Source organism: Agrobacterium sp. 22-3639C2 (genome assembly GCF_053522105.1).
Window position 1 is genome coordinate 101,161 of record NZ_JBNWDB010000006.1, and the last position, 25,431, is coordinate 126,591.

General features: G+C 58.5%; 28 protein-coding genes and 1 pseudogene. 20 read left to right on the top strand and 9 right to left on the bottom strand.

Annotation, left to right across the window (positions count from 1 at the left end):
* Positions 1–18 precede the first annotated feature (18 nt).
* The 3 genes from cobA to ACQZ6D_RS23830 all read left to right on the top strand — a co-directional run bounded on the left by cobA (position 19) and on the right by ACQZ6D_RS23830 (position 3,494).
* On the top strand, positions 19–807 hold the full coding sequence (gene cobA, locus ACQZ6D_RS23820) for a uroporphyrinogen-III C-methyltransferase (protein ID WP_111803859.1): 789 nt from the start codon (positions 19–21) through the stop codon (positions 805–807).
* Entirely contained in the window at positions 804–2,120 is a 1,317-nt protein-coding gene (locus ACQZ6D_RS23825) for a cobyrinate a,c-diamide synthase (protein WP_448730139.1), read from the top strand. Before cobA ends, ACQZ6D_RS23825 begins: the two co-directional genes overlap by 4 nt.
* A gap of 123 nt (positions 2,121–2,243) precedes the next feature.
* Complete coding sequence (locus tag ACQZ6D_RS23830; protein WP_174047491.1) at positions 2,244–3,494, top strand: cytochrome-c peroxidase; 1,251 nt, start codon at positions 2,244–2,246, stop codon at positions 3,492–3,494.
* Here the strand turns inward: ACQZ6D_RS23830 and leuB are convergent.
* From leuB to ACQZ6D_RS23845, 3 genes are all read right to left on the bottom strand, one after another.
* The gene (gene leuB / locus ACQZ6D_RS23835; protein WP_174047490.1) at positions 3,475–4,587 is read right to left on the bottom strand and encodes a 3-isopropylmalate dehydrogenase; all 1,113 of its coding nucleotides are present in this window, start codon (positions 4,585–4,587) and stop codon (positions 3,475–3,477) included. The genes ACQZ6D_RS23830 and leuB overlap by 20 nt on opposite strands.
* A gap of 225 nt (positions 4,588–4,812) precedes the next feature.
* On the bottom strand, positions 4,813–5,418 hold the full coding sequence (gene leuD, locus ACQZ6D_RS23840) for a 3-isopropylmalate dehydratase small subunit (protein ID WP_025594665.1): 606 nt from the start codon (positions 5,416–5,418) through the stop codon (positions 4,813–4,815).
* Positions 5,419–5,583: 165 nt separating this feature from the next.
* Complete coding sequence (locus tag ACQZ6D_RS23845) at positions 5,584–5,814, bottom strand: hypothetical protein (protein ID WP_003516445.1); 231 nt, start codon at positions 5,812–5,814, stop codon at positions 5,584–5,586.
* Positions 5,815–5,923: 109 nt separating this feature from the next.
* Here ACQZ6D_RS23845 and ACQZ6D_RS23850 point away from each other — a divergent pair, with 109 nt between their 5' ends.
* A complete protein-coding gene (locus tag ACQZ6D_RS23850; RefSeq protein WP_174047489.1) occupies positions 5,924–6,835 on the top strand; it encodes an HpcH/HpaI aldolase/citrate lyase family protein in 912 nt (303 codons plus the stop codon).
* Positions 6,832–7,038, top strand: coding sequence for a DUF1737 domain-containing protein (locus tag ACQZ6D_RS23855; RefSeq protein WP_003505258.1), 207 nt, complete (start codon positions 6,832–6,834; stop codon positions 7,036–7,038). The genes ACQZ6D_RS23850 and ACQZ6D_RS23855 overlap by 4 nt, the downstream gene beginning before the upstream one ends.
* Positions 7,039–7,059: 21 nt before the next feature.
* On the opposite strand, the gene ACQZ6D_RS23860 is transcribed toward ACQZ6D_RS23855, so the two are convergent.
* Positions 7,060–7,500, bottom strand: coding sequence for a metallopeptidase family protein (locus ACQZ6D_RS23860; RefSeq protein ID WP_003516449.1), 441 nt, complete (start codon positions 7,498–7,500; stop codon positions 7,060–7,062).
* A 327-nt stretch (positions 7,501–7,827) separates the two neighbouring features.
* Between ACQZ6D_RS23860 and rplU the strand changes: the two genes are divergently transcribed.
* From rplU to ACQZ6D_RS23930, 14 genes and pseudogenes are all read left to right on the top strand, one after another.
* A complete protein-coding gene (rplU, locus tag ACQZ6D_RS23865; RefSeq protein WP_003516451.1) occupies positions 7,828–8,142 on the top strand; it encodes a 50S ribosomal protein L21 in 315 nt (104 codons plus the stop codon).
* Positions 8,143–8,182: 40 nt separating this feature from the next.
* Entirely contained in the window at positions 8,183–8,452 is a 270-nt protein-coding gene (gene rpmA, locus ACQZ6D_RS23870) for a 50S ribosomal protein L27 (protein WP_003492686.1), read from the top strand.
* Between the two features lie 131 nt (positions 8,453–8,583).
* Positions 8,584–9,216, top strand: coding sequence for a GNAT family N-acetyltransferase (locus ACQZ6D_RS23875; protein ID WP_003516453.1), 633 nt, complete (start codon positions 8,584–8,586; stop codon positions 9,214–9,216).
* Positions 9,213–9,803: a GNAT family N-acetyltransferase gene (locus ACQZ6D_RS23880; protein ID WP_448730140.1), complete on the top strand. Its 591-nt coding sequence runs from the start codon at positions 9,213–9,215 to the stop codon at positions 9,801–9,803. The genes ACQZ6D_RS23875 and ACQZ6D_RS23880 overlap by 4 nt, the downstream gene beginning before the upstream one ends.
* A 168-nt stretch (positions 9,804–9,971) precedes the next feature.
* Positions 9,972–11,039: a GTPase ObgE gene (gene obgE / locus ACQZ6D_RS23885; RefSeq protein WP_003516456.1), complete on the top strand. Its 1,068-nt coding sequence runs from the start codon at positions 9,972–9,974 to the stop codon at positions 11,037–11,039.
* Positions 11,036–12,205 carry a glutamate 5-kinase gene (proB, locus tag ACQZ6D_RS23890; RefSeq protein ID WP_003516458.1) on the top strand — a complete coding sequence of 390 codons (1,170 nt, stop codon included), beginning with the start codon at positions 11,036–11,038 and terminating at the stop codon, positions 12,203–12,205. Before obgE ends, proB begins: the two co-directional genes overlap by 4 nt.
* A complete protein-coding gene (locus ACQZ6D_RS23895) occupies positions 12,198–13,484 on the top strand; it encodes a glutamate-5-semialdehyde dehydrogenase (protein ID WP_065705109.1) in 1,287 nt (428 codons plus the stop codon). The genes proB and ACQZ6D_RS23895 overlap by 8 nt, the downstream gene beginning before the upstream one ends.
* A 42-nt stretch (positions 13,485–13,526) precedes the next feature.
* Positions 13,527–14,111 (top strand): nicotinate-nucleotide adenylyltransferase, encoded by a 585-nt coding sequence (locus tag ACQZ6D_RS23900; protein ID WP_083211690.1) that lies wholly within the window; start codon positions 13,527–13,529, stop codon positions 14,109–14,111.
* A 94-nt stretch (positions 14,112–14,205) separates the two neighbouring features.
* Positions 14,206–14,650: pseudogene (rsfS, locus tag ACQZ6D_RS23905) on the top strand (ribosome silencing factor).
* Positions 14,651–14,808: 158 nt separating this feature from the next.
* Complete coding sequence (gene rlmH, locus ACQZ6D_RS23910; protein ID WP_003516464.1) at positions 14,809–15,291, top strand: 23S rRNA (pseudouridine(1915)-N(3))-methyltransferase RlmH; 483 nt, start codon at positions 14,809–14,811, stop codon at positions 15,289–15,291.
* Between the two features lie 160 nt (positions 15,292–15,451).
* Positions 15,452–16,858 (top strand): murein hydrolase activator EnvC family protein, encoded by a 1,407-nt coding sequence (locus ACQZ6D_RS23915; protein WP_065660031.1) that lies wholly within the window; start codon positions 15,452–15,454, stop codon positions 16,856–16,858.
* Positions 16,848–18,173 carry a S41 family peptidase gene (locus tag ACQZ6D_RS23920; protein WP_003516467.1) on the top strand — a complete coding sequence of 442 codons (1,326 nt, stop codon included), beginning with the start codon at positions 16,848–16,850 and terminating at the stop codon, positions 18,171–18,173. The genes ACQZ6D_RS23915 and ACQZ6D_RS23920 overlap by 11 nt, the downstream gene beginning before the upstream one ends.
* A gap of 63 nt (positions 18,174–18,236) precedes the next feature.
* Positions 18,237–19,436 (top strand): divergent polysaccharide deacetylase family protein, encoded by a 1,200-nt coding sequence (locus tag ACQZ6D_RS23925; protein ID WP_065705111.1) that lies wholly within the window; start codon positions 18,237–18,239, stop codon positions 19,434–19,436.
* Positions 19,437–19,494: 58 nt separating this feature from the next.
* Positions 19,495–20,007, top strand: a complete 513-nt coding sequence (locus ACQZ6D_RS23930) for an RNA pyrophosphohydrolase (RefSeq protein WP_013636972.1) — start codon at positions 19,495–19,497, stop codon at positions 20,005–20,007.
* 48 nt (positions 20,008–20,055) lie between these two features.
* Here ACQZ6D_RS23930 and bfr read toward each other — a convergent pair whose 3' ends face one another.
* The 4 genes from bfr to ACQZ6D_RS23950 all read right to left on the bottom strand — a co-directional run bounded on the left by bfr (position 20,056) and on the right by ACQZ6D_RS23950 (position 23,111).
* Positions 20,056–20,541 (bottom strand): bacterioferritin, encoded by a 486-nt coding sequence (gene bfr / locus ACQZ6D_RS23935; protein WP_003516472.1) that lies wholly within the window; start codon positions 20,539–20,541, stop codon positions 20,056–20,058.
* On the bottom strand, positions 20,507–20,818 hold the full coding sequence (locus tag ACQZ6D_RS23940; protein WP_013636971.1) for a (2Fe-2S)-binding protein: 312 nt from the start codon (positions 20,816–20,818) through the stop codon (positions 20,507–20,509). Before ACQZ6D_RS23940 ends, bfr begins: the two co-directional genes overlap by 35 nt.
* A gap of 261 nt (positions 20,819–21,079) precedes the next feature.
* On the bottom strand, positions 21,080–21,805 hold the full coding sequence (gene phbB / locus ACQZ6D_RS23945) for an acetoacetyl-CoA reductase (RefSeq protein ID WP_013636970.1): 726 nt from the start codon (positions 21,803–21,805) through the stop codon (positions 21,080–21,082).
* A gap of 127 nt (positions 21,806–21,932) precedes the next feature.
* The gene (locus ACQZ6D_RS23950) at positions 21,933–23,111 is read right to left on the bottom strand and encodes an acetyl-CoA C-acetyltransferase (protein ID WP_065705113.1); all 1,179 of its coding nucleotides are present in this window, start codon (positions 23,109–23,111) and stop codon (positions 21,933–21,935) included.
* 241 nt (positions 23,112–23,352) lie between these two features.
* On the opposite strand from ACQZ6D_RS23950, the gene phaR reads away from it, so the two are divergent.
* A complete protein-coding gene (gene phaR / locus ACQZ6D_RS23955) occupies positions 23,353–23,928 on the top strand; it encodes a polyhydroxyalkanoate synthesis repressor PhaR (protein WP_003516476.1) in 576 nt (191 codons plus the stop codon).
* A 51-nt stretch (positions 23,929–23,979) separates the two neighbouring features.
* Here phaR and ACQZ6D_RS23960 read toward each other — a convergent pair whose 3' ends face one another.
* Positions 23,980–25,356 carry an MFS transporter gene (locus ACQZ6D_RS23960; RefSeq protein WP_111782544.1) on the bottom strand — a complete coding sequence of 459 codons (1,377 nt, stop codon included), beginning with the start codon at positions 25,354–25,356 and terminating at the stop codon, positions 23,980–23,982.
* Between the last annotated feature and the right edge of the window lie 75 nt (positions 25,357–25,431).

Sequence of the window (25,431 nt, forward strand, 5' to 3'; positions counted from 1 at the left end):
AAAAAGCAGCCGAGAAGAATGTCGATAGCGCAGGTTTTGAACAGCATCGCCGCAAAAGGTCCGGTCTTTGAGGCCGGGCATGTCTGGCTCGCAGGCGCGGGTCCGGGCGATGTGCGTTATCTGACGCTCGAAGTGGCGCTCGCCCTTTCGCAGGCCGATGTGATCGTGCGCGACGCGCTGGTGAGCGACGATGTCGTTTCCCTCGGGCCCCAGGCTGAAATCGTGTTTGCCGGCAAGCGCGGCGGCAAGCCGTCGGCAACACAGGACGACATCACTGCCTCGCTGATTGATCTCGCCCGACAGGATAAGAAGGTGTTGCGGCTTAAGGGTGGCGATCCATTTATTTTCGGGCGTGGCGGCGAAGAGGCGGAGGCGCTTGTCCGCGCCGGCATCCCATTTCGTATCTTGCCGGGCATGACCTCGTCGCTTGCAGCCCTTGCTTCAGCGCGCATTCCCGCCACCATGCGCGGTATCAGCCGCGCTGTCACGCTTGCCACCGGCCATGCCGCCGGGACCGAAGAGGATCTGGATTGGCTGGCACTGGCGAAGACACAGGAACCCATCGTCGTTTATATGGGGCTTAAGAACATAGGCTCGATCGCGGGTCTTCTGATGCAGGGCGGTCGTTCAGGCAAGACGCCGGTCGCCGTCATCATGTCGGCAACGACCGCGCAGGAACGAATTTTCATCGGCACACTGGAAAGCATAGCTGACGATGCAAAACGGGAAAAATTCGAGGCGCCGGCGCTGATCGTTATTGGCGAGATCGTTTCGATGCGCGACCGACTTGGGGTGCCGACCTTATGACCACACGGGCAATCATCATCGGCGCACCGCGCTCTGGATCCGGCAAGACCAGCGTAACAATCGGCTTGCTCAGGGCCTTTGCCCGGCGCGGCATCAACGTGCGCGGCATCAAGACGGGGCCGGATTATATCGACCCCGGCTTCCATGCCTTCGCCACCGGCACATCCGGCCTCAATCTCGACAGCTGGGCCATGCAGCCGGAATTGCTTCGACACCTGTTGTTGCAACAGGCTGATGGTGCTGACCTCGTTTTGATCGAAAGCGCCATGGGCCTGTTCGACGGTATCCCCGTGGCGGAAAACCGCACTGGTTCTGCGGCGGATCTGGCCCGGCTGTTCGGCATTCCCGTGCTGCTGGTGCTGGATGTGTCGGGTCAATCGCAGACAGCCGCTGCTGTTGCCTATGGTTTTGCCCACTATGATCCTGTTGTCACCATGGCGGCGGTGGTGCTGAACCGCGCCGGCAGCGAAAGACACCGGACGCTGTGCACGGAGGCTATCGAAAAAATCGGTCTGCCTGTCGCAGGATGCGTCATGCGTGATCCGTCACTCATCCTGCCGGAACGGCATCTGGGGCTGGTGCAGGCCAGCGAACATCCGGAAATCGACGCGCATATAGAACGGCTGGCGGATGCGATGGAAAGGTCCATTGATCTCGATGCCTTGCTTTCGCTCGCTGCGCCTGTGGATGTGCCCTCCGGCTCGGTGGAGGCAGCGATTGCGCCGCCCGGCCAGCGCATCGCGCTTGCAGACGACGCGGCTTTCACCTTTCTTTATCCGCACCTCAAGAACCACTGGCATGCAGCGGGGGCGGAGATCGTGCCCTTCTCACCGCTGGCCGACGAGGCACCCGATGAGACCTGCGACATTTGCTGGCTGCCAGGTGGTTATCCCGAACTTTACGCTGGAAGGCTTGCCGATGCTGCCGGGTTTAAAGCGGGCATTGTCCGTTTTGCCGAGACGAAGCCGGTGCATGGCGAGTGCGGCGGCTATATGGTTTTGGGAGCGGCGCTGGAAGACGCCGATGGCGTCACCCATGCCATGACCGGGCTTCTGTCACATGCCACCAGTTTCGCCACGCGCAAGATGAACCTCGGTTACCGGCAGGCTGCAATCGTGGCAGATGGGCCGCTGGGCAAAGCGGGCGAGGTTCTGCGCGGCCACGAGTTTCACTATGCGCGTGTTATCGATCCGGGTCACGATGAGCCTTTCGCTCAGATTGCTGACGGGCAGGGTCGTCCGCTCGGCCCCTCCGGTGGCAGGCGGGGTCTTGTTTCAGGCACTTTCTTCCACGCGATAGCCAAAGCCGGGTAAGCAATTTGGCGTCCGGATGCGGGGTTGCGTCAAAGTGGAGCGGGCTGAGAAAGTTTGTAGTCTGGTGCGATAGGTAAGTGCTATATAGCCACTATCATCCCGAGTTTCCGAAACGCTATTTCAATGAAAAGACTGCGCCTATTCATTTCTGCCGCCCTTGCCGTGGCCATGATACCGGTTCCGCTCGAGATCGGTGCTGGTCAAATGCAGGCTCACGGCGGCGAAGATTATGCAACGCTTGAAAAACTCGGCGCGGCGCTGTTTGATGATGCCAATCTTTCCATGAACCGCACGATGGCGTGTTCCACCTGCCATATGCAGGCGGTGGGTTTTTCCGATGCGCGCGAAAGCGACAAGGTCGGCCGGGACGTCTCTCTCGGCGATGACGGGATGTCGTTGGGCGACCGCAATGCGCCGACTGCAGCCTATGCCCGGTTCACGCCGCCATTCGGCAGGAACGCTGCGGGAGAGTATGTCGGCGGGCAATTCTGGGATGGTCGTGCCTCCCTGCTGGAAGACCAGGCGGGTGGACCACCGCTCAACCCGATCGAAATGGGCATGCCGGATAAAGCCTCTGTCGTCAAACGGCTGAAGGAAAACCCTGATTATGTTGCGGCGTTCGGCACACAGTTCGGCAGCGATGTTTTCCAGAGTGACGAAGGCGCCTTTGCTGCGATGACCAAGGCGCTGGCGAGCTTCGAGCGTTCCGATGAATTCTCCACCTTCGATTCCAGGTATGACCGTTTCCTGCGCGGCGAAGAAAAGCTGACCGATCAGGAGGAGCTGGGCCGGGTTCTGATCTCCTCGACACAGTTCACCAATTGCAATACCTGCCATGAAATCCGTGGCGCCAAGGGTTTGGAAGACGGCCTCTTCACCAACCACAAATATTTCAACATCGGTGTTCCGGCCAACACGTCGGTCAGGGCAGCCAACGGCTCCAAGCCGGATGCGGTCGATCTCGGATTGGCGCAAAATCCCGCAGTGGCCGGCGATCCGGCTCAGCGCGGCAAGTTCAAGGTGCCTACCCTTCGCAACGTCGCTGTCACTGGTCCCTACATGCACAATGGCGTGTTTAAGGATCTGCGCACGGTGGTGCTGTTTTACGTGAAATACAAAAGCAAGAAACCCAGCCGGCAGATCAACCCTGAAACGGGTAAAACCTGGGATGCGCCGGAAGTGCCTGATAACATCGCCATGACAGAGCTGACTTCCGCACCGGCGCTGGACGACAAGCGTGTGGACGCCATCGTCGCCTTTTTGAAGACGCTGACTGACAAAAGATATGAACATCTTTTGCCAAAGGAAGATGGGCAAGCGACCGTGACGCCTGCCCAACCGGTTTCGGTGAGTGTTACGCCGAAAGCGCCTTGAATGCTGCGAGAACCGCGTCACCCATTTCGGAGGTGCTGACCTGACGGGAACCGTCGGACATGATGTCGGCGGTGCGGATGCCCTTGTCGAGCACGTTCGCAATTGCAGTTTCGAGCTTCGTTGCCTCATCAACCATATTGAACGAATAGCGCAGGCACATAGCGAATGACGCGATCATGGCAATGGGGTTGGCGATGCCCTTGCCGGCAATGTCAGGTGCCGAACCGTGCACCGGCTCGTACATGGCCTTGCGCTTGCCGGTCTTGGCATCCGGCGCACCAAGCGATGCCGACGGCAGCATGCCGAGCGAACCCGTCAGCATGGCGGCGACGTCGGAAAGCATGTCGCCGAAGAGGTTGTCGGTCACGATCACGTCGAACTGCTTGGGCTTGCGCACCAGCTGCATGCCGCCGGCATCGGCCAGCATATGCTCCAGCTGAACGTCCTTGTATTTCGCAGCGTGGGTTTCGGTGACGACCTGGTTCCACAAAACGCCAGATTTCATGACGTTGCGCTTCTCCATCGAGCAGACGCGGTTATCGCGCGTGCGTGCCAGTTCGAAAGCGACGCTGGCGATGCGCTCGATCTCGAAGGTGTCGTAGATCTGCGTGTCGATACCGCGCTTCTGGCCGTTGCCGAGGTCGATGATCTGCTTGGGCTCGCCGAAATAGACACCGCCCGTCAATTCGCGGACGATGAGGATATCGAGACCCTCTACCAGCTCCGGCTTCAGTGAGGAGGCTTCGGCAAGTGCCGGGTAGCAGATGGCGGGGCGCAGGTTGGCGAAAAGTTCGAGATCCTTGCGCAGGCGAAGCAGGCCGGCTTCCGGGCGGTGTTCGTAGGGAACGCCATCCCACTTCGGGCCGCCCACGGCGCCAAACAGGATCGCATCGGCGGCAAGGGCCTTTTCCATATCTGCGTCGGAAATCGCGACGCCATGGGCATCATAAGCGGAGCCGCCGACCAGACCTTCCTGCGTGGTGAAGCCGGCATTTTTCGCGCTGTTCATATAGTCGATCAGTTTGCGGACTTCGGCCATGGCCTCGGGGCCGATACCGTCACCGGGCAGAAGGAAAAGCGTGCGGACTGTCATGAGAACCCTCCTTGGGCGGCGCGCCGGAAACCATCATGAAGGGTTTTCGATTGCGGCGAGCGCGGCGTCAAACTCGTTTCCGTCCTGCCGCCTCACAAGTCACATCGCCAGCCGAACGGGATCGGGGGCTTCTTATCCCCGCCTCAACGGCTTTTCAAGCAAAGCAAAAGCCGATCCGGTACGGTTTTGTACGGGATCGGCTTTTAAAAGAGGATAGAAGTGCGGTCAGGCCCAGGGGCGGACCGAGGCATTTGCCTTTTCGAACGTGTCGATGGCGCCGGAATGCTCCAGTGTCAGGCCGATGTCGTCGAGGCCGTTCAGCATGCAATGGCGCTTGAATTCATCGATCTCGAAGGTGATCGTGCCGCCATCAGGGCCGCTGATCTCCTGACGTTCCAGATCGATGGACAGAACGGCGTTCGAGCCGCGCGAGGCGTCGTCCAGCAGCTTTTCGAGATTCTCGGGGCTGACGACGACAGGCAGAATGCCGTTCTTGAAACAGTTGTTATAAAAGATATCGGCGAAGCTGGTGGAGATCACGCAGCGGATGCCGAAATCGAGAAGCGCCCATGGTGCATGTTCGCGCGAAGAGCCGCAGCCAAAATTATCGCCCGCGACGAGGATCTGGGCGTTCTGGTAAGCGGGCTTGTTCAGCACAAAATCGGGATTGGGCGAGCCATCTTCGAGATAACGCGACTCGGCAAAAAGGCCGGTTCCAAGACCCGTGCGCTTGATGGTCTTCAGATAGTCTTTGGGAATGATCATATCGGTGTCGATATTGACGACCGGCATGGGCGCAGCAACGCCCGTCAGCTTGGTGAATTTTTCCATCTGTCGCTTCCCGTGTTTCCCTGGTCACAAAATCCGGCGTGGACTGACGCCCGCCGGATATTTTCTGTCGGGAAATACTGCAAAACGGATCGCTTTAGAAGCGCAAACCCGCATTCTTCGGTACGCCGCGTGCAGCGTTCTCGCATTTTGACAGGATTAACGATCTCAGAGATCGATGATCGTGCCTTTGCCGTCGTTCCAGACGCGCATGTCGCGCTGGTTGCGGGGCTTGACCGGAATGGGTGCCGGCTTCATACGCGCCGAAAGCAGACGGGCGGCGCTGAGAACGGCGAGCACGCCGATAAAAGCGACCGTAAGCGAGGCGGTAAAAAGAGCCACCAAAGCCAGAAGTGCGATGCCGGATGCGGCAATGAAAAATGAACGGATGCCTTGCATGATTCAACCTTTCTTTCCAGACGAATGTGGGCCTTCTTCTTCCGGCTTGCAAGAGGATTCAGTGGATTGTCGTGTTGCAGATGTCACAAAAGCTTGACACAAGTGCGGCATGACTAATTTTTTCGAAAATATTCCTGTGAGACCGCGCCGTTCACTGCTGTCGGTTCCGGCCATCAATGTCAGCGCGCTCGAAAAAATCCGCGATCTCGATTGCGATGGGGTTATTCTCGATCTGGAGGATTCCGTTGCACCCGATGTGAAGGGCGAAGCGCGAGAGAATCTGGGCAGGCTGTTTTCGGATGCGCCTTTTGCGGGACGCGAGATCATTATCCGTATCAATCCGCTGTCAACGCCGGATGGTATGGAGGATTTAAAGCTCGTGCTTTCCTGCCGGCCGGATGCGGTATTATTACCGAAGGTAGAGCAGCCCGCCGATATTAACGATGTGGCCGACCTTCTGGCGGAGGCCGATGCGCCCCAGGGCTTGAAAATCTGGGCGATGATCGAGACGCCGCTCGGTGTGTTGAACGCAGCGTCCATTGCTGACGCTGCCCATACGCCGGATGGACGGCTTGCCGCTTTCGTCCTCGGACTGAACGATCTGCGCAAGGAGACACGGGTTCCTTCCGTGCCCGGGCGAACCTACCTCGTGCCATGGATGATGCAGGTGGTGCTTGCCGCCCGCGCCTATGGGCTTGATGTCATCGATAGCGTGTCGAATGATTTTCGCGATATCGCGGCTTTTGGCACCGAGTGCGAGCAGGGCCACGCCATGGGCTTCGATGGCAAGATGCTGATCCACCCGGCCCAGATCGAGCCCGCCAATCGCCACTTCGGCCCCGATGAGGCCGCTGTCGCTGAAGCCAGGGCGATTATTGACGCTTTCGCAAAACCCGAATCTGTGGAATTGAACGTCATCAACATGAACGGGCGGATGATCGAACGGCTGCATGTGAGCCAAGCCGAAAGGCTGGTCGCCATGGCCGATATCATCGCACAACGAAAGGCGCAAAAGACGTGAAGGTCTATCGTTTCATTACAGGTCCCGATGACGCGAAGTTCTGTCACCGGGTCACCGAAGCTCTGAACAAGGGGTGGGAACTTGCCGGTTCGCCCAGCTACGCCTTCAACGCCGCAAGCGGCGTCATGCATTGCGGCCAGGCCGTGACCAAGGTGGTCGAGGGCAAGGAATACCACCCGGATATGAAGCTCGGCGAGCAATAAGAGGCGTGGCTGTCGGCGGGCTCAGCGCTCCGCCGCGGCCTCGTCGGCGCTTTCCTCGATCCGCTCCATGTCGTCGTCCGACAGGCCGAAGTGATGGCCGATCTCGTGGATGAGGACATGGGTGATGATGTCGCCCAGCGTTTCCTCATTCTCGGCCCAGTAGTCGAGAATGGGGCGGCGATAAAGCGTGATGCGGTTCACCATCTCGCCGGTTTCCATGGTGAAACGTTCGGAGATACCGCGCCCCTCGAACAATCCCAGCAGGTCGAACGGTGTTTCGAGCGCCATGTCCTCGAACACTTCGTCTGTCGGGAAATCCGAGATCTCGATGACGAGATCCTTGGTCAATGCACGGAATTCTTCTGGCAGGTGGCCATATGCCTCGATCGCAAGCGACTCGAAGGCGGAAAGTGTCGGCGCATGGCGGTCCCGCCAATCGTCGGTCTGGTCTATGCGGGCCATTTCTGCTCCTTGTTGAAGGCCCATATAAACACTTGCTGCGCAAATTTCGAGACCTGACTGCGTCGCTTGCCAAAAAAGTATGAAATTCTTGGCGTTAGAGTTACTTTTCAAACATCCGTCATCTTGACATAAACTGATGTCTCGCGTAATTCGCACCCAAATTGATGGCGTATTGCGCCTTCTGTTTATTCCGCCCTTCAAAGGCGGCTTCACCGGCAGACTTTCAAAAGGGCATTCAGTCCTGACGGATTTCCGCTACTCCGACTGATAAAAAGACGGCCAGCTTGCTTTGCGGGCAGAGCCGGAACGAACATGAAAGGATAACAAATGTTCGCAGTCATCAAGACCGGCGGTAAGCAGTACCGCGTAGCGGCCGATGCCGTGCTGACCATCGAAAAGCTGGAAGCAGAGGCAGGCGCAACCGTAGAATTCACCGAAGTTCTCGTGATCGGCGAAGGCGCCGACGCTCAGTTCGGTGCTCCCTTTGTCAAGGGTGCCATCGTCAAGGCTGAAGTTGTCGAGCACAATCGCGGCAAGAAGGTCATCGCCTTCAAGAAGCGTCGTCGTCAGAACTCCAAGCGTTCGCGCGGCCATCGTCAGCATCACACTGTCGTCCGCATCACGGACATCGTTGCTGCCTGATAGGCGCGACACGGGAAACAAGGTTTAAAGGAGAACTCCAATGGCACACAAAAAAGCTGGCGGTTCATCGCGTAACGGTCGCGATTCCGAATCCAAGCGCCTTGGCGTAAAGAAGTTCGGCGGCGAAGCTGTCATTCCAGGCAACATTATTCTGCGTCAGCGCGGAACCCAGTGGCATCCGGGCGCCAACGTTGGCATCGGCAAGGACCACACGATTTTCGCACTGACCGCAGGTAACGTGAACTTCCGTACGAAGGCCAACGGCCGCGTATTCGTATCCGTGGCCCCGAAAGCGGAAGCCGCAGAATAAGCCGGTAAGCGTCATATGCAGCCGGTGTCCCATCGACCCGGCTGAGACGTATCAGGTTCAGTCAAGAAAACAGGGGAGATGGGGTACCACCCAACTCCCCTTTTTCTTTAACCCCCAGGAGGGACTGAACCATGCAAGCTGAATTGTTGAGGGTTGACCAATCACGGTCACCCGAAGAGCGGCCGAGGCCCGATCGGTCGAGGAGCGATTGCCCCGTTTTACTGTCGCAGAGGCTGGTTTTACGCAAGCCTCACGAAGAAGACATCGACGCCCTTGCCCATCTTGCCAACAATGCCAATATCGCGACCATGGTGTCGCGTATGCCGCACCCGTACACGGCCAAAGACGCCGCGGACTTCGTGCGACGCACCAATGCTGGCGAGATCGGCAAGTGCGTCTATGCGATTACCCGCATGGACAATGGCGAGTTTCTGGGTTGCTGCGCGCTTGAGCCGCAGGAAGACGAAAAGACGCTGGAAATCGGTTACTGGCTGGGGGAACCCTACTGGAACCGGGGCTACATGACCGAAGCCACGCATGCGCTGATCGACATGGCCTTCCGCACGCGTGAAATCGACCAGATCGATGCCCGCTGCCGGGTCACCAACATCCCCTCGCGCCGGGTCATCCAGAAGTGCGGTTTCCAGTTCCAGGGCTCCGGCATGGTCGGTTCGCTGGCATTGGGCGGCATGGTACCGGTAGAATGGTACAGGCTGGACCGCAAGACCTGGGTTTCGCTAAAGAGCTGGGGGGACATGGGATGAGCACGATCGAGCTTATCCGTCACCGGGCAACTGCGACGGTCGCGCCGCCCGGCCCCTGCCCGGTCATCGAGACGTCGCGTCTGGTGCTGCGTCCGCAGCGGCTTTCCGATGCTGGCAGCATTGCGGAATCGCTTGGCGATTTTGCCGTGACCAGGATGCTTGCCCGTGTTCCCGCGCCGTATCATCGACAGGATGCGCTGGAATGGCTGGTCCTGCGTACTTCAGGCACCCTGCCCGATTGGGATTTCGCCATCACAAGCGGTGACGATACACTCATCGGCGTCGTCTCGGTCGAATTGCGGCACGGCGAGTGGCATCTCGGCTACTGGCTGAACCGGTTCTACTGGGGCAAGGGTTATATGACCGAGGCGGTGGCCGCCGTGGTCGAGCGGTTCTTCCGCCGCATGCCCGGTGTGGTTCTCCATTCCGGTGTGTTTGCGGATAATCCGGCTTCGCTGCGCGTGCAGGAAAAACTGGGCTTCCGGGTGACCGGCTGCCACCAGATTTACGCCACGGCGCGTGCTGCGATGGTGGCGCATATCGATACGGCGATCACGGCTGAGGATTTCGTTCAGCAGCACCGCTGACAATCAAAACAAGGCCGGTTTCCGCAAACCGGCCTTGTCTCACGCAGGCGCTTCCCGCACGATAGTCTTTGACCTTGTGGAGAAGCGCTTGTATTCGAAACGACGATATTTTTGTTTGGCACAACGCCTTGAGCTGATGTGCCCGCAAACCGACAGAACGGCAGTCCGATGAAATTTCTCGATGAAGCAAAAATCTATATCAAGTCCGGTGATGGCGGCGCGGGCGCCGTTTCCTTCCGGCGCGAAAAATTCATCGAGTTCGGCGGCCCTGATGGCGGCGATGGCGGACGCGGCGGCGACGTCTGGATCGAGGTGGTCAACGGTCTCAACACGCTGATCGACTTCCGCTTCCAGCAGCATTTCAAGGCCTCGATCGGACAGCACGGCATGGGTAAGACCCGCACCGGCGCCAAGGGTTCCGACGTGGTTCTGAAAGTGCCTGTCGGCACGCAGATTTTCGAGGAAGACAACGAGACGCTGATCGTCGACCTGACAAAGGAAGGCCAGCGTTTTCGTCTTGCCGCTGGCGGTAACGGCGGTTTCGGCAACGCCTATTTCAAGTCTTCGACCAATCAGGCGCCGACCCATGCCAATCCGGGCCTTGCGGGCGAAGAAAAGACGCTCTGGCTTCGCCTGAAGCTGATCGCTGACGCCGGTCTCGTTGGTCTGCCGAATGCAGGTAAGTCGACATTCCTCGCGACCGTGACGCGCGCGCGGCCGAAGATCGCCAATTATCCTTTCACGACCCTGCATCCGAACCTCGGCGTTGCGACCATCGATGGCCGTGAATTCGTGCTGGCCGATATTCCCGGCCTGATCGAAGGCGCGCATGAGGGTGTTGGCATCGGCGACCGTTTCCTCGGCCACGTGGAGCGCACCCGTGTGCTTCTGCATCTCGTCTCCGCTCAGGAAGAAAAGGTCGGGCAGGCCTATAAGACTGTTAAGGCCGAACTGGATGCCTATGGTGGCGGGCTGACCGACAAGCCAGAAATCGTGGCGCTTTCGCAGATCGACGTGCTGGACGAAAAAGAACTGAAAAAGAAGGCAAAGGAACTGGAAAAGGCCTGCGGCCGTCCTCCGCTCCTTCTGTCTGCCGCTGCCCACATCGGTATGACGGAGGCGCTGCGCGCCCTTCGCGATATCATCGTCTCGGCAAGCAATGGCGGCGAGACCGCCCTTCCCGACCGCTCAATGCCTGTGGATAGCGAGGCCGAGGAAGAGGACGATCGCCTATGAGCCTCACCCGCAAACCGCTGGGTAGCCACCACCGGATCGTTATCAAGATCGGTTCGGCACTTCTGGTGGACCGGAAAAGCGGGCTGAAGAAAGATTGGCTCGACGCCATTTGCGAGGACATCGCTGCGCTGAAGAAAAACGGCGCAGATGTTCAGGTGGTGTCTTCTGGCGCCATCGCGCTCGGCCGCACGGTGCTCGGTCTGCCCTCCGGCGCATTAAAGCTGGAGGAAAGTCAGGCAGCGGCGGCCGTCGGCCAGATCGCTCTGGCGCGGGCTTGGTCGGAAAGCCTGTCGCGGCATGAGATCGTCGCTGGCCAGATTCTGCTGACGCTGTCCGACACCGAGGAGCGCCGCCGTTACCTCAATGCGCGCGCCACCATCAACCAGCTGCTGAAGATCGGTGCCATTCCGATCATCAATGAAAACGACACGGTGGCAACCACCGAAATCCGCTACGGCGACAATGACCGTCTGGCCGCCCGCGTGGCCACCATGACCGGTGCCGATCTTCTGGTATTGCTGTCTGATATTGACGGGCTTTACACGGCTCCGCCGCATCTTGATCCGGATGCGAAGTTCCTTGAGACGATTGCAGATATTACGCCCGAGATTGAGGCCATGGCAGGCGGTGCGGCTTCCGAGCTTTCACGCGGCGGCATGCGCACCAAGATCGATGCTGGCAAGATCGCGACCGCTGCAGGCTGCGGCATGATCATCGCTTCCGGCAAGACGCTCAATCCGTTGAAGGCCATCGAAAACGGCGCCCGCTCCTCGTGGTTTGCGCCATCAGGCACACCGGTGACGGCGCGAAAGACCTGGATTGCCGGTCAGTTGCAGCCGGCAGGTGAGATTCATGTGGATGCGGGTGCGGAAAAAGCGCTCTATGCCGGTAAAAGCCTGCTTCCCGCGGGCGTGCGGGTGGTGAAGGGCAATTTTGGGCGCGGCGATGCGATTGCCATTATCGGCGTTGAAGGCCGAGAGGTCGCGCGCGGCCTTGCAGGCTACGATGCGGAAGAGGCGCGTCTTATCATCGGTCACAAGTCCAACGAGATCGAGGCGATACTTGGCTATGTGGGGCGTGCGGCGATGATCCATCGCGACGATCTGGTAATGACGGGTGCCGCCGTGAAAGTTAAAAATACTGAAAAGGATGAGGTCCATGCCTGAACAGGCCGTGAAGCAGAGCCATGATATTGATGCACTGATGATGACCATCGGTGCACAGGCAAAATCTGCTTCGCGACCGTTGTCCATCGCAGGTACGGATCAGAAAAACCGTGCGCTTCTCGCCATGGCGTCCGCCATCGAGGCGTCGAGGGAAACGATCCTTGCCGCCAACAGGAAAGATCTGGCGGCGGCGGATAATAGCGGCCTTGCCGCTTCCTTCATCGACAGGCTTACGCTTGAAGATGCGCGGATCGCCGGCATCGCCGAAGGCATCCGCTCGGTTGCCGCGCTGCCTGATCCGGTTGGCGAAGTTATTGCCGCCTGGGATCGCCCGAACGGTCTGAAGATCGAGCGCGTGCGCACGCCGCTTGGCGTCATCGGCGTGATTTACGAAAGCCGCCCGAATGTGACTGCAGATGCCGGCGCGCTCTGCCTCAAGGCGGGCAATGCGGTCATCCTGCGCGGCGGCTCGGATTCGCAACATTCATCGCGTGCTATCCATGCCTGCCTCGTCGAGGGCCTGAAGATCGCCGGCCTTCCCGAGCATGCCATTCAGCTGGTGCCGGTCACCGACCGCGCTGCCGTGGGCGCGCTTCTTGGTGGATTGAATGGCGCGGTTGACGTGATTGTGCCGCGCGGAGGCAAAAGCCTGGTTGCGCGGGTGCAGTCCGAGGCGCGTGTGCCGGTCTTTGCGCATCTGGAAGGTATTTGCCATATCTATGTCGACGGATCGGCCGATCTCGACATGGCGAAACGCATCGTCGTGAATGCCAAGATGCGCCGCACCGGCATTTGCGGCGCGGCGGAAACGCTGCTGGTGGATGTCGCTGTTGTTGCCACGCATCTTGAACCGCTCGTCAAGGGCCTGATCGAGGCCGGTTGTGAAGTACGCGGTTCGCAGGCCGTGCGTAATGTTGTCGAGGGCTTGAAAGCCGCAACGGAAGATGACTGGCGCACCGAATATCTCGATGCGATCATTTCGGTTGCTGTCGTGGACGGTATTTCCGGCGCGATCGAGCACATCAGCACCTATTCGTCCAACCACACGGAGGCGGTGATCGCCGAGGACCCAGGGGTGGTCGAGCGTTTCTTCAACGAACTCGATTCGGCCATTCTGCTGCATAACGCTTCCACGCAATTTGCCGATGGCGGTGAATTCGGAATGGGTGCGGAAATCGGCATCGCCACGGGCAAGATGCATGCACGCGGCCCGGTTGGTGTCGAGCAGCTCACCTCGTTCAAATACCGCGTGCATGGCACCGGTCAGACGCGGACCTGATAGTTGCTGGTCGAAACACGCCTCGACAGACGTTATCTCACCATGCCGCATGTGGAGCGCGGCATGGTCGTCGGGCTGTTTGGCGGCTCCTTCAATCCGCCGCATGCCGGCCATGCCCTTGTTGCCGAAATAGCGCTTCGCAGGCTGGGTCTAGACCAGCTCTGGTGGATGGTGACGCCAGGCAATCCGCTGAAAAGCCGCTCGGAGCTGGCATCTCTGGAGGATCGTATCGCTGCCTGCGAAAGGCTGGTCAGCGATCCCCGCATCAAGGTGACAGCTTTTGAAAAATCGCTGGGGATCAGCTACACGGCCAATACGCTTGCCAAGGTGAAAGCAAAAAATCCGCATGTTCGCTTCATTTGGATCATGGGAGCCGACAATCTGAAAAGCTTCCATCGCTGGCAACAATGGCGAAGGATCGCCGAGACCTTTCCGATTGCGGTGATCGACCGGCCGGGTTCCACCCTCTCCTACCTCTCCTCCACCATGGCGCAGGCCTATAGCCAGGCGCGGATCGATGAGGATGATGCGGGTGTTTTGTGGAAAAAAAAGGCGCCTGCCTGGGTCTTTATCCATGGTCCGCGTTCCACGCTCAGTTCGACGGCGCTCCGCAATAATCACAAATGATGTATGCGACAGCCGTTGAAGGCTCCATATCTTGAAAAGTTAATGCTTTGGTGCCACCTTAATCTGGTGACGCACAGATTCGCGTCGCCAGTGCCTGTTTTGTCATTCTTGGAAAGGGAAAACCTCTGACAACAGTACACGCCAAGGGAAGAGCATTTGTTGCTATCCCGAAGGGTCAGGACAGTGGCGCCGATGCCGCCGACCACGCCCTCGAAACCGTCCTCGCGAGCCTCGAGGACTCCAAGGCTGAAGATATCGTATCTCTCGACATTGCCGGAAAATCGGCGCTTGCGGACTACATGGTGGTGGTCTCCGGGCGATCGAACAGGCATGTCTCGGCGATCTGCGAGCATCTTCTCAAGGATATGAAGGATGAAGGGTTTGGAAGCGCCCGCGTCGAAGGTCTCGAGACCGGAGATTGGGTGCTGATCGATACCGGCGATATCATCGTTCATGTGTTCCGTCCGGAAATCCGTGTCTTCTACAACATTGAAAAAATGTGGGCGACGCCGGAAATGCCGGAAGACACGCTGCATTGATGCGGTGAGCCTTTGACGTCGCACATCGGGCCTCCCGAATATCATTTTTGATTTCGGGTCGATGTGTGTGGTCGGAAAGCAAGCCGGCCGCATAGGAATCCGTAGGCTATGCTGTTAAGAGCGTGACCCTGTTGGGTCACGATGGATGCAGGTTTGCGATGCGGATTTCGATTTTTGCGGTGGGACGGCTGAAATCCGGCCCGGAAAAGGATCTTGCGACCCGTTATATCGAACGCCTTGCCAAAACCGGCCCGGCGATCGGGTTGGAGTTTTCGCGCGTGATCGAGGTCGCGGAAAGCCGGGCATCGAACGCGGAGACGCGCAAGCGCGAAGAAGCGGCGATGCTGGAAAAACATCTGGCTGATGGTACCGTGCTTGTGCTGCTGGACGAGCGCGGCAAGGCGCTGGATAGCCCGGCCTTTGCCTCATTTTTTGGCGATCTGCGTGATAGCGGCAAGCGCGACCTCGTGATCGCGATTGGTGGCGCCGACGGCCTAGATCCTGCACTTTACGACAGAGCGGCGGCCGTTCTTAATCTCGGCAAGCTCACATGGCCGCACCAGATCGTTCGTATTCTGATCGCCGAACAGCTTTACCGCGCCGTCACCATCCTCTCCGGTCATCCCTATCATCGCGTTTGAGCGTGATCTTCATGTGGAAAATTGTCTCAATTTCAACATGAAGCTTCGCGAGACGGAAAGGCGTGGAAGGCTTTGAAGCCAGCCTGTTTCTGGCCTCTTGGAAGATTGGGGCAAAATCCCTAATATCGGCGCTCCTGCTTCGGCATCAAAGAAAGTTCAAATGGACAAGAGGTCTCAACGAAAACGCCACGCTGCCCTTGCGGGCGCGGTTTTCGCTGTCCTTGTCCTGGGGATTTCCCCCGTTGAACGCGCCTTTTCGCGCGACGATGCGGGTGCCGCGCCTGCTGGTGAGGGTGATTCGTCGCCGGAGGCGCTTCAGACGCTGGAAAAGCGCCGTGATCAGAACCGCCAGGATCTGGAAGAACTGGTCGACAGCATCGGACTTTCGGAAGACAAGACGCGAAATCTCGAGGAAAGCATTGCTTCCCTTAATCAGGATAGCGCCCGTATCCGCGACGAGCTGATAGCGTCGGCTGCGCGCCGCAAGGCACTGGAAACCAAGATCAGCGATGGCGAGGATCGTCTGGCCAAGCTTTCGGTCCGCGAAGATGGCGTCAAGGCATCACTGCGCGAGAGGCGTGGCGTGCTGGCGGAGGTTCTGGCGGCGCTGCAGCGTATGGGCAGAAACCCTCCCCCCGCCCTTCTCGTTTCGCCTGATGATGCGCTGGCTTCGGTGCGCAGCGCCATTCTTCTCGGCGCCGTCGTGCCCGGCATTCGCGGTGAGACCGACAAGCTGGTTTCTGCTCTCAAAGAATTGACCGACGTCAGGCAGGCAATCGCTCGCGAAAAGGACGATCTTACGGGTATGATGACGGCAAGTCTGGAAGAGGAAAAACGCCTCGACCTGCTGCTTGCTGAAAACGACCGCAGAAATTCGCAGACGGCCGCGGCGCTGGAGGCGGAACGTAAGCGATCCGAGGAGCTTGCAAGCAAGGCGACCAGCCTTGAGGGTCTGGTCGGTTCGCTTGAAAGTGAGATCAGTTCGGTGCGGGAAGCTATGGAAAGGGCGCGTGCGGAAGAGCAGCGCGTGGCCCGTCTTTCCGAAGCGGAACGTGAGAAGGAGCGTGCCGCAGCCGAGGCGGGAATGCCCGATAAAAACCGTATTGCGCCCGCATATCCCTTCGCGAGTTTGAAGGCAAAGCTGGACCTGCCGGTGGCTGGAGATGTGTTGCGCCGGTTCGGCGATGCGGATGGTACGGGCCACTTTTCCAAGGGAATTGTCGTCGCGACCGGACCTGAGGCCATCGTGACGGCACCCGCAGACGGCTTTGTTGTATTTGCCGGAGATTTTCGCAGTTACGGCCGAATGATCATCCTCAATACGGGTGACGGATACCATGTGGTCATGACGGGAATGGACAATGTGAGGACACGACAGGGAATGTTTGTGTTCTCCGGAGAGCCAATCGCCTCCATGGGTGCAAAAAGAGTAGCGAGTGCAGCAGCATTGGCGCTGGAAACCGACCGGCCAACGCTCTACATTGAGTTCAGGAAAGATGGTGTGCCGGTTGATTCCCAACCTTGGTGGACCGCAAAAAATACCGGAAGGGCGCACAATGATTCGTAAGGTTTCGCTTCTCCTTATCGGTGGGCTTATGGGCGCCACGGCGATGAGTGTGATTTATTCGGCGAGCATGCCGGCACAGGCGGCCGGGCCTTCGACCTATAAGGAACTGTCAATCTTTGGCGACGTGTTCGAACGTGTGCGTGCGCAATATGTGACGCCGCCGGATGACGAGAAGCTGGTCGAAAACGCCATCAACGGCATGCTCAGCTCGCTTGATCCGCATTCGAGCTTCATGAATGCCAAGGACGCCAACGACATGCGCACCCAGACCAAGGGTGAGTTCGGCGGTCTCGGCATCGAAGTGACCATGGAAAATGAACTGGTCAAAGTCATCTCGCCGATGGACGACACGCCGGCTTCGCGCGCAGGCATTCTTGCCGGCGACTATATTTCGGAAATCGACGGTACGCCGGTTCGCGGTCTGAAGCTGGAGCAGGCGGTCGAGAAGATGCGCGGCGCGGTCAAGACGCCGATCAAGCTGACGATCATCCGCCAGGGCGCCGACAAACCGCTCGAATTCACCGTCATGCGTGATGTCATTGCCGTACGCGCGGTCAAGTCCCGTGTCGAGGGCGATGTCGGTTATCTCCGCGTCATCTCATTTACCGAGAAGACCTATGACGATCTCGAAAAGGCGATCAAGAAGATCAAGACGGATGTGCCGGCTGACAAGCTGAAGGGCTACGTGCTCGATCTGCGTCTCAACCCCGGTGGTCTGCTCGATCAGGCGATCAATGTTTCCGACGCCTTCCTCCAGCGTGGCGAAGTCGTTTCGACCCGTGGCCGTAACCCGGACGAGACCCGTCGCTTCAATGCAACGGCTGGCGATCTGACCGATGGCAAGCCGGTTATCGTGCTCATCAACGGTGGCTCTGCTTCGGCGTCTGAAATCGTCGCCGGTGCGCTGCAGGATCTGCGTCGCGCGACTGTGGTCGGCACGCGCTCCTTCGGCAAGGGTTCGGTCCAGACGATCATCCCGCTCGGCGAGGCCGGCGCGCTGCGTCTGACCACGGCGCTTTATTACACGCCGTCTGGCAAATCGATCCAGGGCACGGGCATTACGCCTGATATCAAGGTCGAACAGCCGCTGCCGCCGGAATTGCAGGGCCGTGTCACGACCGAAGGTGAATCCAGCCTGACCGGCCATATAAAGGGCCAGAGCGAAACGGACGAAGGTTCGGGTTCTTCAGCTTACGTTCCGCCGGAAGCCAAGGACGATATCCAGCTGAATTATGCGCTGGACCTGTTGCGCGGTGCCAAGACCGATCCGTCGTTCCCGCCGAACCCGGACAAGGCTGTGGTCAACAAGCAGTAAGATGGATGCGCCGGCCAGCCGGCGCATTTTCTCGATTGCCTAACCGTTTGGACGGATCGTTCATTGCCTTCTGACCTGCGAAAACCGCTTCTGGGTCGACAGAAAAAAAGCGCCGGTATCAACCGGCGCTTTTCCGTCATTATGGTTCTGTCCGCGCTTGCAGTTCTGACGATCGGCGGGCTTTCCGTCTATACGGCCCTGTCGCCCGGCAATCTGCAGAAGACGGCTTCCGGGCCGGACACCCAGCCCCAGCTCCCCGAAGATGCTCCGAAAACGGCAGCAGCCGATGTGGCGGATCCCAACGATACGGCTGGTCTGAAGCCGGAAAGCGGCCGCTCCGGCGCGAATATAAATCGGGCGACGATGCCGGATGGCAATGTGGTATCGGTCTATTCTCCTCGCCCCCGTGACAGCGACGGACCGGTGCTGATGAGCGGCCAGACCTACGGTCAGGATCCGCGCATGGCCACGCGGCCGAATGATGCATTGCTGGAAGAAACCGCATTCGGCAGATTGCCGGTCGTCGGTGCCGATGGTTTGCGGCCGATGGAGCAATATGCCCGGCCATGGTCCGGCGCACGCGGCACCCGGGTGGCGATCGTGGTCGGTGGTCTCGGCCTCAGCCAGACGGGTTCGCAAAAGGCGATCCGGGAACTGCCGCCGGAGGTGACGCTCGGTTTTGCTGCAAGCGGTAACAGCCTGCAGCGCTGGATGCAGGAAGCACGCCGTGAGGGGCATGAAATCCTTCTCCAGATACCGCTGGAGCCCTTCGGGTATCCCGGCACCAATCCCGGCCCGGACACGCTGCTGGCGGGCGATCCCGCGAAGGTCAATATCGACCGGCTGCATCGCTCCATGGCGAAAATTACCAATTATACTGGCATCATGAATTATCTCGGCGGGCGTTTCCTTTCCGAGCAGGCGGCGCTCGAGCCGGTCATGCGCGATATCGGCAAGCGCGGGCTGCTTTTTCTGGACGATGCCTCTTCGGCGCAGTCGCTGAGCGGCGGGATTGCCAAAGCCATTTCCGCGCCGCAGGGCTTTGCCGATGTTCTGCTTGACGGTGAGGTCACCGAAGCCACTATCCTGCACAAGCTGGACGAATTGGAGCGGATCGCGCGACGTAACGGTCAGGCGATCGGCGTTGCCTCGGCTTTTGACGAAAGCATCGCTGCAATCTCGAAGTGGTCGCGGGAGGCGGGCGGTCGTGGTATTGAGATCGTTGGTGTTTCTGCGCTTGTTTCGCAGCAGGCGGGGCAGTAAACCTTCTGCGCGGCCATTCCTTAGCGCCTTTTCGGCGCGCAGACAGTGCGGGTTTCCAATGACAATCAAAGCAGAAGATTTGCCTTACCGTCCCTGTGCGGGGATTATGGTTCTGAACGCCGAAGGCCTTGTCTGGGCCGGCCGGCGCATCAGGGAAGGCAATTCGGAATATGACGGTTCACCGCAATTGTGGCAGATGCCGCAGGGCGGCATCGATGACGGTGAACGGCCTTTGACGGCCGCCATTCGCGAACTTTACGAAGAGACGGGGATGAAAACGGTGACGTTGCTGGCGGAAGCGAGCGACTGGATCCATTATGATCTGCCGCCCGAACTGATCGGCATCGGCCTGAGAGGCAAGTATCGCGGGCAGGCGCAACGCTGGTTTGCCTTCCGTTTCGATGGCGACGAAAGCGAAATCCAGATCGACCCACCTCCAACAGGGCATACGGCTGAATTCGACGCCTGGGACTGGAAGCCGATGGAAAGCCTGCCAGAGCTCATCGTGCCCTTCAAGCGCGCGGTCTACGAGAAAGTGGTTGCGGAATTCCGGCACCTTGCCGGCAAGTAATAAAAAAGGCGGCCACTGGCCGCCTTTTCTTTGGTCGATTGCGAAAGCTTATTCTGCCTCGTTGGCGGAATCGGCGTTGAGTTGGCCGTATTTTTCCGCACCGATCTTGCCGAGCAGTTCGAGCTGGGTCTCAAGGAAGTCGATGTGACCTTCCTCGTCGATCAGCAGTGCTTCGAACAGCTTCATCGAGACATAGTCTCCGGCCTCGGAACAGATGTCGCGCGATTTCTTGTAGGACGTCCGTGCGTCATATTCGCCCGCCAGATCGGCTTCGAGCACTTCCTTGACGTTCTGACCGATGCGCAGGGGAGCCAGGGTCTGGAGGTTGGGATGACCTTCCAGGAAAATGATACGATCGATGATCTTGTCGGCGTGCTGCATCTCTTCGATGGATTCCGCACGCTCCTTCTTTGCAAGCTTGGTGTAGCCCCAGTCATTCAGAAGTCGGTAGTGAAGCCAATACTGGTTTACCGCACCGAGTTCTAGAAAAAGGGCTTCGTTAAGCCGCTCGATGACTCTTGTGTCGCCTTTCAATGTCCGCTCTCCTGTTCTCTTCATGGAATCGCTTCAAGCGGGACATAAAATCAAAAACATCTGCTTCCGTCGAGTGGCGACGGGCGTGATATTCTTCAGTTGTCTGTATGATCAGGTCGACGACAGTCGGGAAACAGCCGCAGCAGCGGCCACGTTTTTCCATGGCATGATACACTTTTGCCGGAACGATAAGCTGCCAACAGTCCTCATCGAGGAGTTCGTTAATGACGTCCCGGATATCGTGGTCGGTGATGTAATTGCAGCTGCAAACCAGCATGATCGACTGCCTGTATGACGCAACACGTTGTTTTCGTTCTTAAACCAAAACAGGACACCCACTGTCAAGAAAAACCTCCGAGGATATCCGAAAGTGAACTCTGGATTCATTCTAAACTATACGAAAACTGTCGTATTTTCATTAGTTTAGCAGTTCCTATATTGCGGTATTTTTCGATCAAGTTTTTGTGCGTGGCGATATCATCAGGGCAAATATCACGAAAAGTTTACCTGCTTCCTTCCCGTTAGAAGGGTGCCGATCTCAGGCGAAATATTGCCCGCCATTTGCGGTCATCGTGGAGCCGGTTATGAAACCAGCCTCGTCCGACACGAGAAACAGGACGCAGCGCGCGATTTCTTCCGGTTCGCCCAGGCGCCCGACCGGGATTTGCGGCACGATCCGCTCGGCCAGCACTTTCTCCGGTATAGCCCTCACCATCTCCGTGCCGATGTAACCGGGGCAGATGGCGTTGACGGTAATGTTGCGGCTTGCGCCTTCCTGGGCGAGCGCCTTGGTGAAGCCGATATCGCCAGCCTTTGAGGCGGAATAGTTGACCTGGCCTGCCTGGCCCTTCTGGCCATTGATGGAGGAAATATTGACGATGCGACCGAAGCCGCGGTCGCGCATACCCGGCCAGACTGGATGCGTCATGTTGAAGACGCCGGTGAGGTTGGTGTCGATCACCTCGCGCCATTGCTGCGGTGTCATCTTGTGAAACATCGCATCGCGGGTGATGCCGGCATTGTTGACGAGAACCTCGACGGGGCCGAAGGCCTCTTCAACCTGGGCTATGCCTTTCACGCAGGCATCATAGTCTCGCACGTCCCATTGAAACGCGGGGATGCCGGTTTCTTTCTGGAAGGCCTCTGCCCTATCGGTCGTGAAGGCGTAATTGACGGCCACCTGGTAGCCGGCTGCCTGCAAGGCGCGGGCTATTGCTGCGCCTATGCCGCTTGTCCCGCCCGAAATTAACGCAACCCGGCTCATATGGCCTCCATTTCCTGAACTGTTTTAGCCGTGCTCAACGGCCACAGAAATGCGGCCAATGGGAGACCGCTTCTACCCTATTGGCCGCTGAACCGGAATTGCTTTTTGGAAGGCCGCACGGCGGTTTTCAGAGCGCCTCGATGCACATGGCAACACCCATGCCGCCGCCGATGCAGAGCGTCGCGAGCCCCTTCGATACGTTGCGGCGGCGCATCTCGAAAATCAGCGTGTTCAGCACACGGGCGCCGGATGCGCCAATCGGATGGCCGATGGCGATCGCACCGCCATTGACGTTGACGATATCAGGATCAAGACCAAGCTCACGCACGACAGCGCAGGACTGGGCGGCAAAGGCTTCGTTGGCCTCAACGAGGCCGATATCGCCGATCGACCAGCCTGCCTTGGCCAGCGCCTTGCGTGAGGCGGGGATGGGGCCGGTTCCCATGATCTGCGGATCGACACCCGCCGTCGCCCAGGAGGCGATGCGCGCCAGCGGTTTGATACCGCGCTTTGCCGCTTCCTGCTCCGACATCAAAAGTGTGGCAGCAGCGCCATCATTGAGGCCGGAGGCGTTGCCGGCCGTTACCGTGCCCTCCTTGTCGAAGGCGGGGCGCAGCTTTGCCATGATTTCCAGCGAAACACCGGTACGGATGTGTTCGTCAGCATCGATGATGATATCTGCCTTGCGGCCCTTGACCGTGAAAGCCACGATCTCATCCGCAAAACGGCCGGCGCTCTGCGCGGCTTCGGCCTTGTTTTGCGATGCGACAGCGAACTGGTCCTGTTCATCACGGGAAAGCTGCCATTGCCGGGCGATGTTCTCGGCGGTTATGCCCATGTGATAGCCGTAAAAGGCATCCGTCAGGCCGTCTTTCAGCATGGTGTCGATCATCTTGAAATCGCCCATCTTCACGCCGCCACGTAAATGGGCGCAATGGGGCGCCATGGACATGGATTCCTGACCGCCGGCAATGATGATGGCCGCGTCGCCGGTAACGATCTGCTGCATGCCGAGTGCGACAGCGCGCAGGCCGGAACCGCATAACTGATTGATGCCGAAGGCGGTTGCTTCCTGCTGAATGCCGGCTTTCATTGCCGCCTGCCGCGCCGGGTTCTGCCCTTCGCCTGCCGTCAACACCTGACCGAGGATGACCTCGTCGATTTCATGGGCTGCGACACCGGCGCGCTCCAGGACGGCGTTGATGACGGTTGCCCCAAGCTCGTGGGCGGGCGTATTGGCAAAGCCACCATTGAAAGAACCGACGGCAGTGCGCGCAGCGCTGGCAATCACGATTGAAGGCGTCATCTGTTTCTCCTCACTTGCGGGCGGAGACTGGCAAAGCTTTGAATACAAGTCAAATGCCGAAAGTTGCTTTAAAAGATGTTGCTAAATCAAGCCGGAATCTTGCGGAAAATTGCTGCGCAAAAAACAAACTGTTGCGATGCACAAAACATTTGTCACGAGGCTTGTTTTGCGCATACACTTCGCGCGGGAAGAGCAATAACACCAAAAAACAAGAAAATACCATCATCGCGAGGAGGCGGGCATGGCAAAACACGACGGCGAAACAATCATTAAAAAATATGCCAACCGGCGGCTCTACAACACCGGAACCAGCACCTATGTGACGCTGGATGATCTGGCGCAGATGGTTAAACGCGGCGAGGACTTCAAGGTTCAGGACGCCAAATCATCCGAAGACATCACTCATGCGGTTCTAACGCAGATCATTGTTGAACAGGAAGCCAAAACCGGCAATACGCTTTTGCCAACGGCGTTTTTGCGGCAATTGATCTCCTATTACGGTGACCAGATGCAGATGGTCGTTCCGACATTTCTCGAACATTCGATGAAAACCTTCTCCGATCAGCAGAGCCAGATGCAGGAGCATATGGCCAAGGCGTTCGGTGACGGGTCGCTTGCCCGGAATTTCCAGGCTCCATTGCAAATGATGGAAGAGCAGATCCGCCGCAATACCGAACTGTTCCGGCAGGCGATGCAGGGGTTCACGCCTTTTGCAATGCCGCAGGCGCCCAAGGAAACGCGCAAGCCGAATGCATCCGAAATCGATGAGCTGAAGTCGCAGCTGCGCGCATTGCAGCAAAAACTCGATCAGCTCTGAAGGAGGCTGGAGCATTTCGGGTGAGACCCCTCAAATGCTCTCTCCGGTTCTTTAGCTTGCCGCCCGTTCCGGGACGCGCAGCAACAGAACAAAGCCCAACCCCAGAAACACGATGAGGGTGGCCATGCCAATATGTGCGGAGCCACTGAGGTAGGTTGCTATTGAAAAGGACAGCGTCGCCATGAAGCTGGTGGCGCGGCCCGATAGCGCATAGATGCCGAAATAGCGTCCCGCCTCGGCAATGGTGATGTTGCGCGCCAGATAGGAACGCGACGAGGCCTGAACGGGACCGAAGGCGAGGCCAATCAATATGCCATAGAGCAGATAGGCCTTTTCCGCGCCGGTTGCGAAGATGCCGCCATTGTCCGCTGTGGGCAATTGGATCCAGCCAAACAGTGTCGAGCCCTTTCCTGTCGAGACGATGCCGACCGTCGCGATGAGCAGAAGAACCAGGCTGATGAGTATGGTGATCCGCGAGCCAAGTTTCTGATCGACGCGCCCGGCCGCAAAGCAACCCACGATGGCGACGACGTTGAGCAGGATGCCGAAGAGGCCGATTTCCATCGTCGCCCAACCGAACATTCCCGCCGCAAATACGCCACCCAGAATGAGCACGCCGTTGACGCCGTCCTGATAAAGCATACGTGCAATCAGGAACCGCAACAGGACGGGTCTGTCTCGAAGTTCGCGCAGGGTTGTCTTGAGCTCCGCAAGACCAGAGCGGATCGCCGCTCCGAAGGGTAGGCCCCTGTCCGCATCCGGGGTCAGCAGAAACATCGGCAGAATGAAGAGCAAATACCAGATTGCAGCTATCGGGCCGGTTATTCTGGCGTCCTCGCCGGTTGCGGGATCGAGACCGAAAAGCGGCTTGATACCGGCGATAGTCAGCCCTGTCTGTGGATTTGCGGCCAGAAGCGTCACCACGGCAATCAGCACCACCATGCCGCCGAGATAACCGAGCCCCCAGGCGAGATTGGAAATGCGTCCGACATTCTGCGGATTGGTCAGTCGCGGCATCATGGAATCGTTGAAGACGATCGAAAACTCCGCCGCGATGGATGCGAATATCATGCAGACGATGGGCAGGATGATCGGCGAACCCGGTGCTGCAAACCAGAGGAATAAAAGACTGACGATCTTGATGGCGGCAAAAAAGGCGATCCACGGTTTGCGCGCGCCGGACTGGTCGGCAATGGAGCCGAGGATGGGCGAGAAGAGGGCGATGATGATCGAGGAGACCGTCGCCATATTGCTCCATGTCGCCTGCGCCGAAATAGGATCATCGGTGAGGCGGGCGACAAAGTAGGGTCCGAAAACGAAGGTCGTAACGACCGTGAAAAAGGGCTGTGCCGCCCAATCGAACATGACCCAGCCCCAGATGCCGCGTTTGGCAACCACTGTTTCCGCATTTGGGGAGGGGACAGTCATTCATCGTCCTATCGGATATGGGGGATAAAATGCGTGATGCCGGCGCAAACGCTTCATTTATGGCCATCCGGGCCA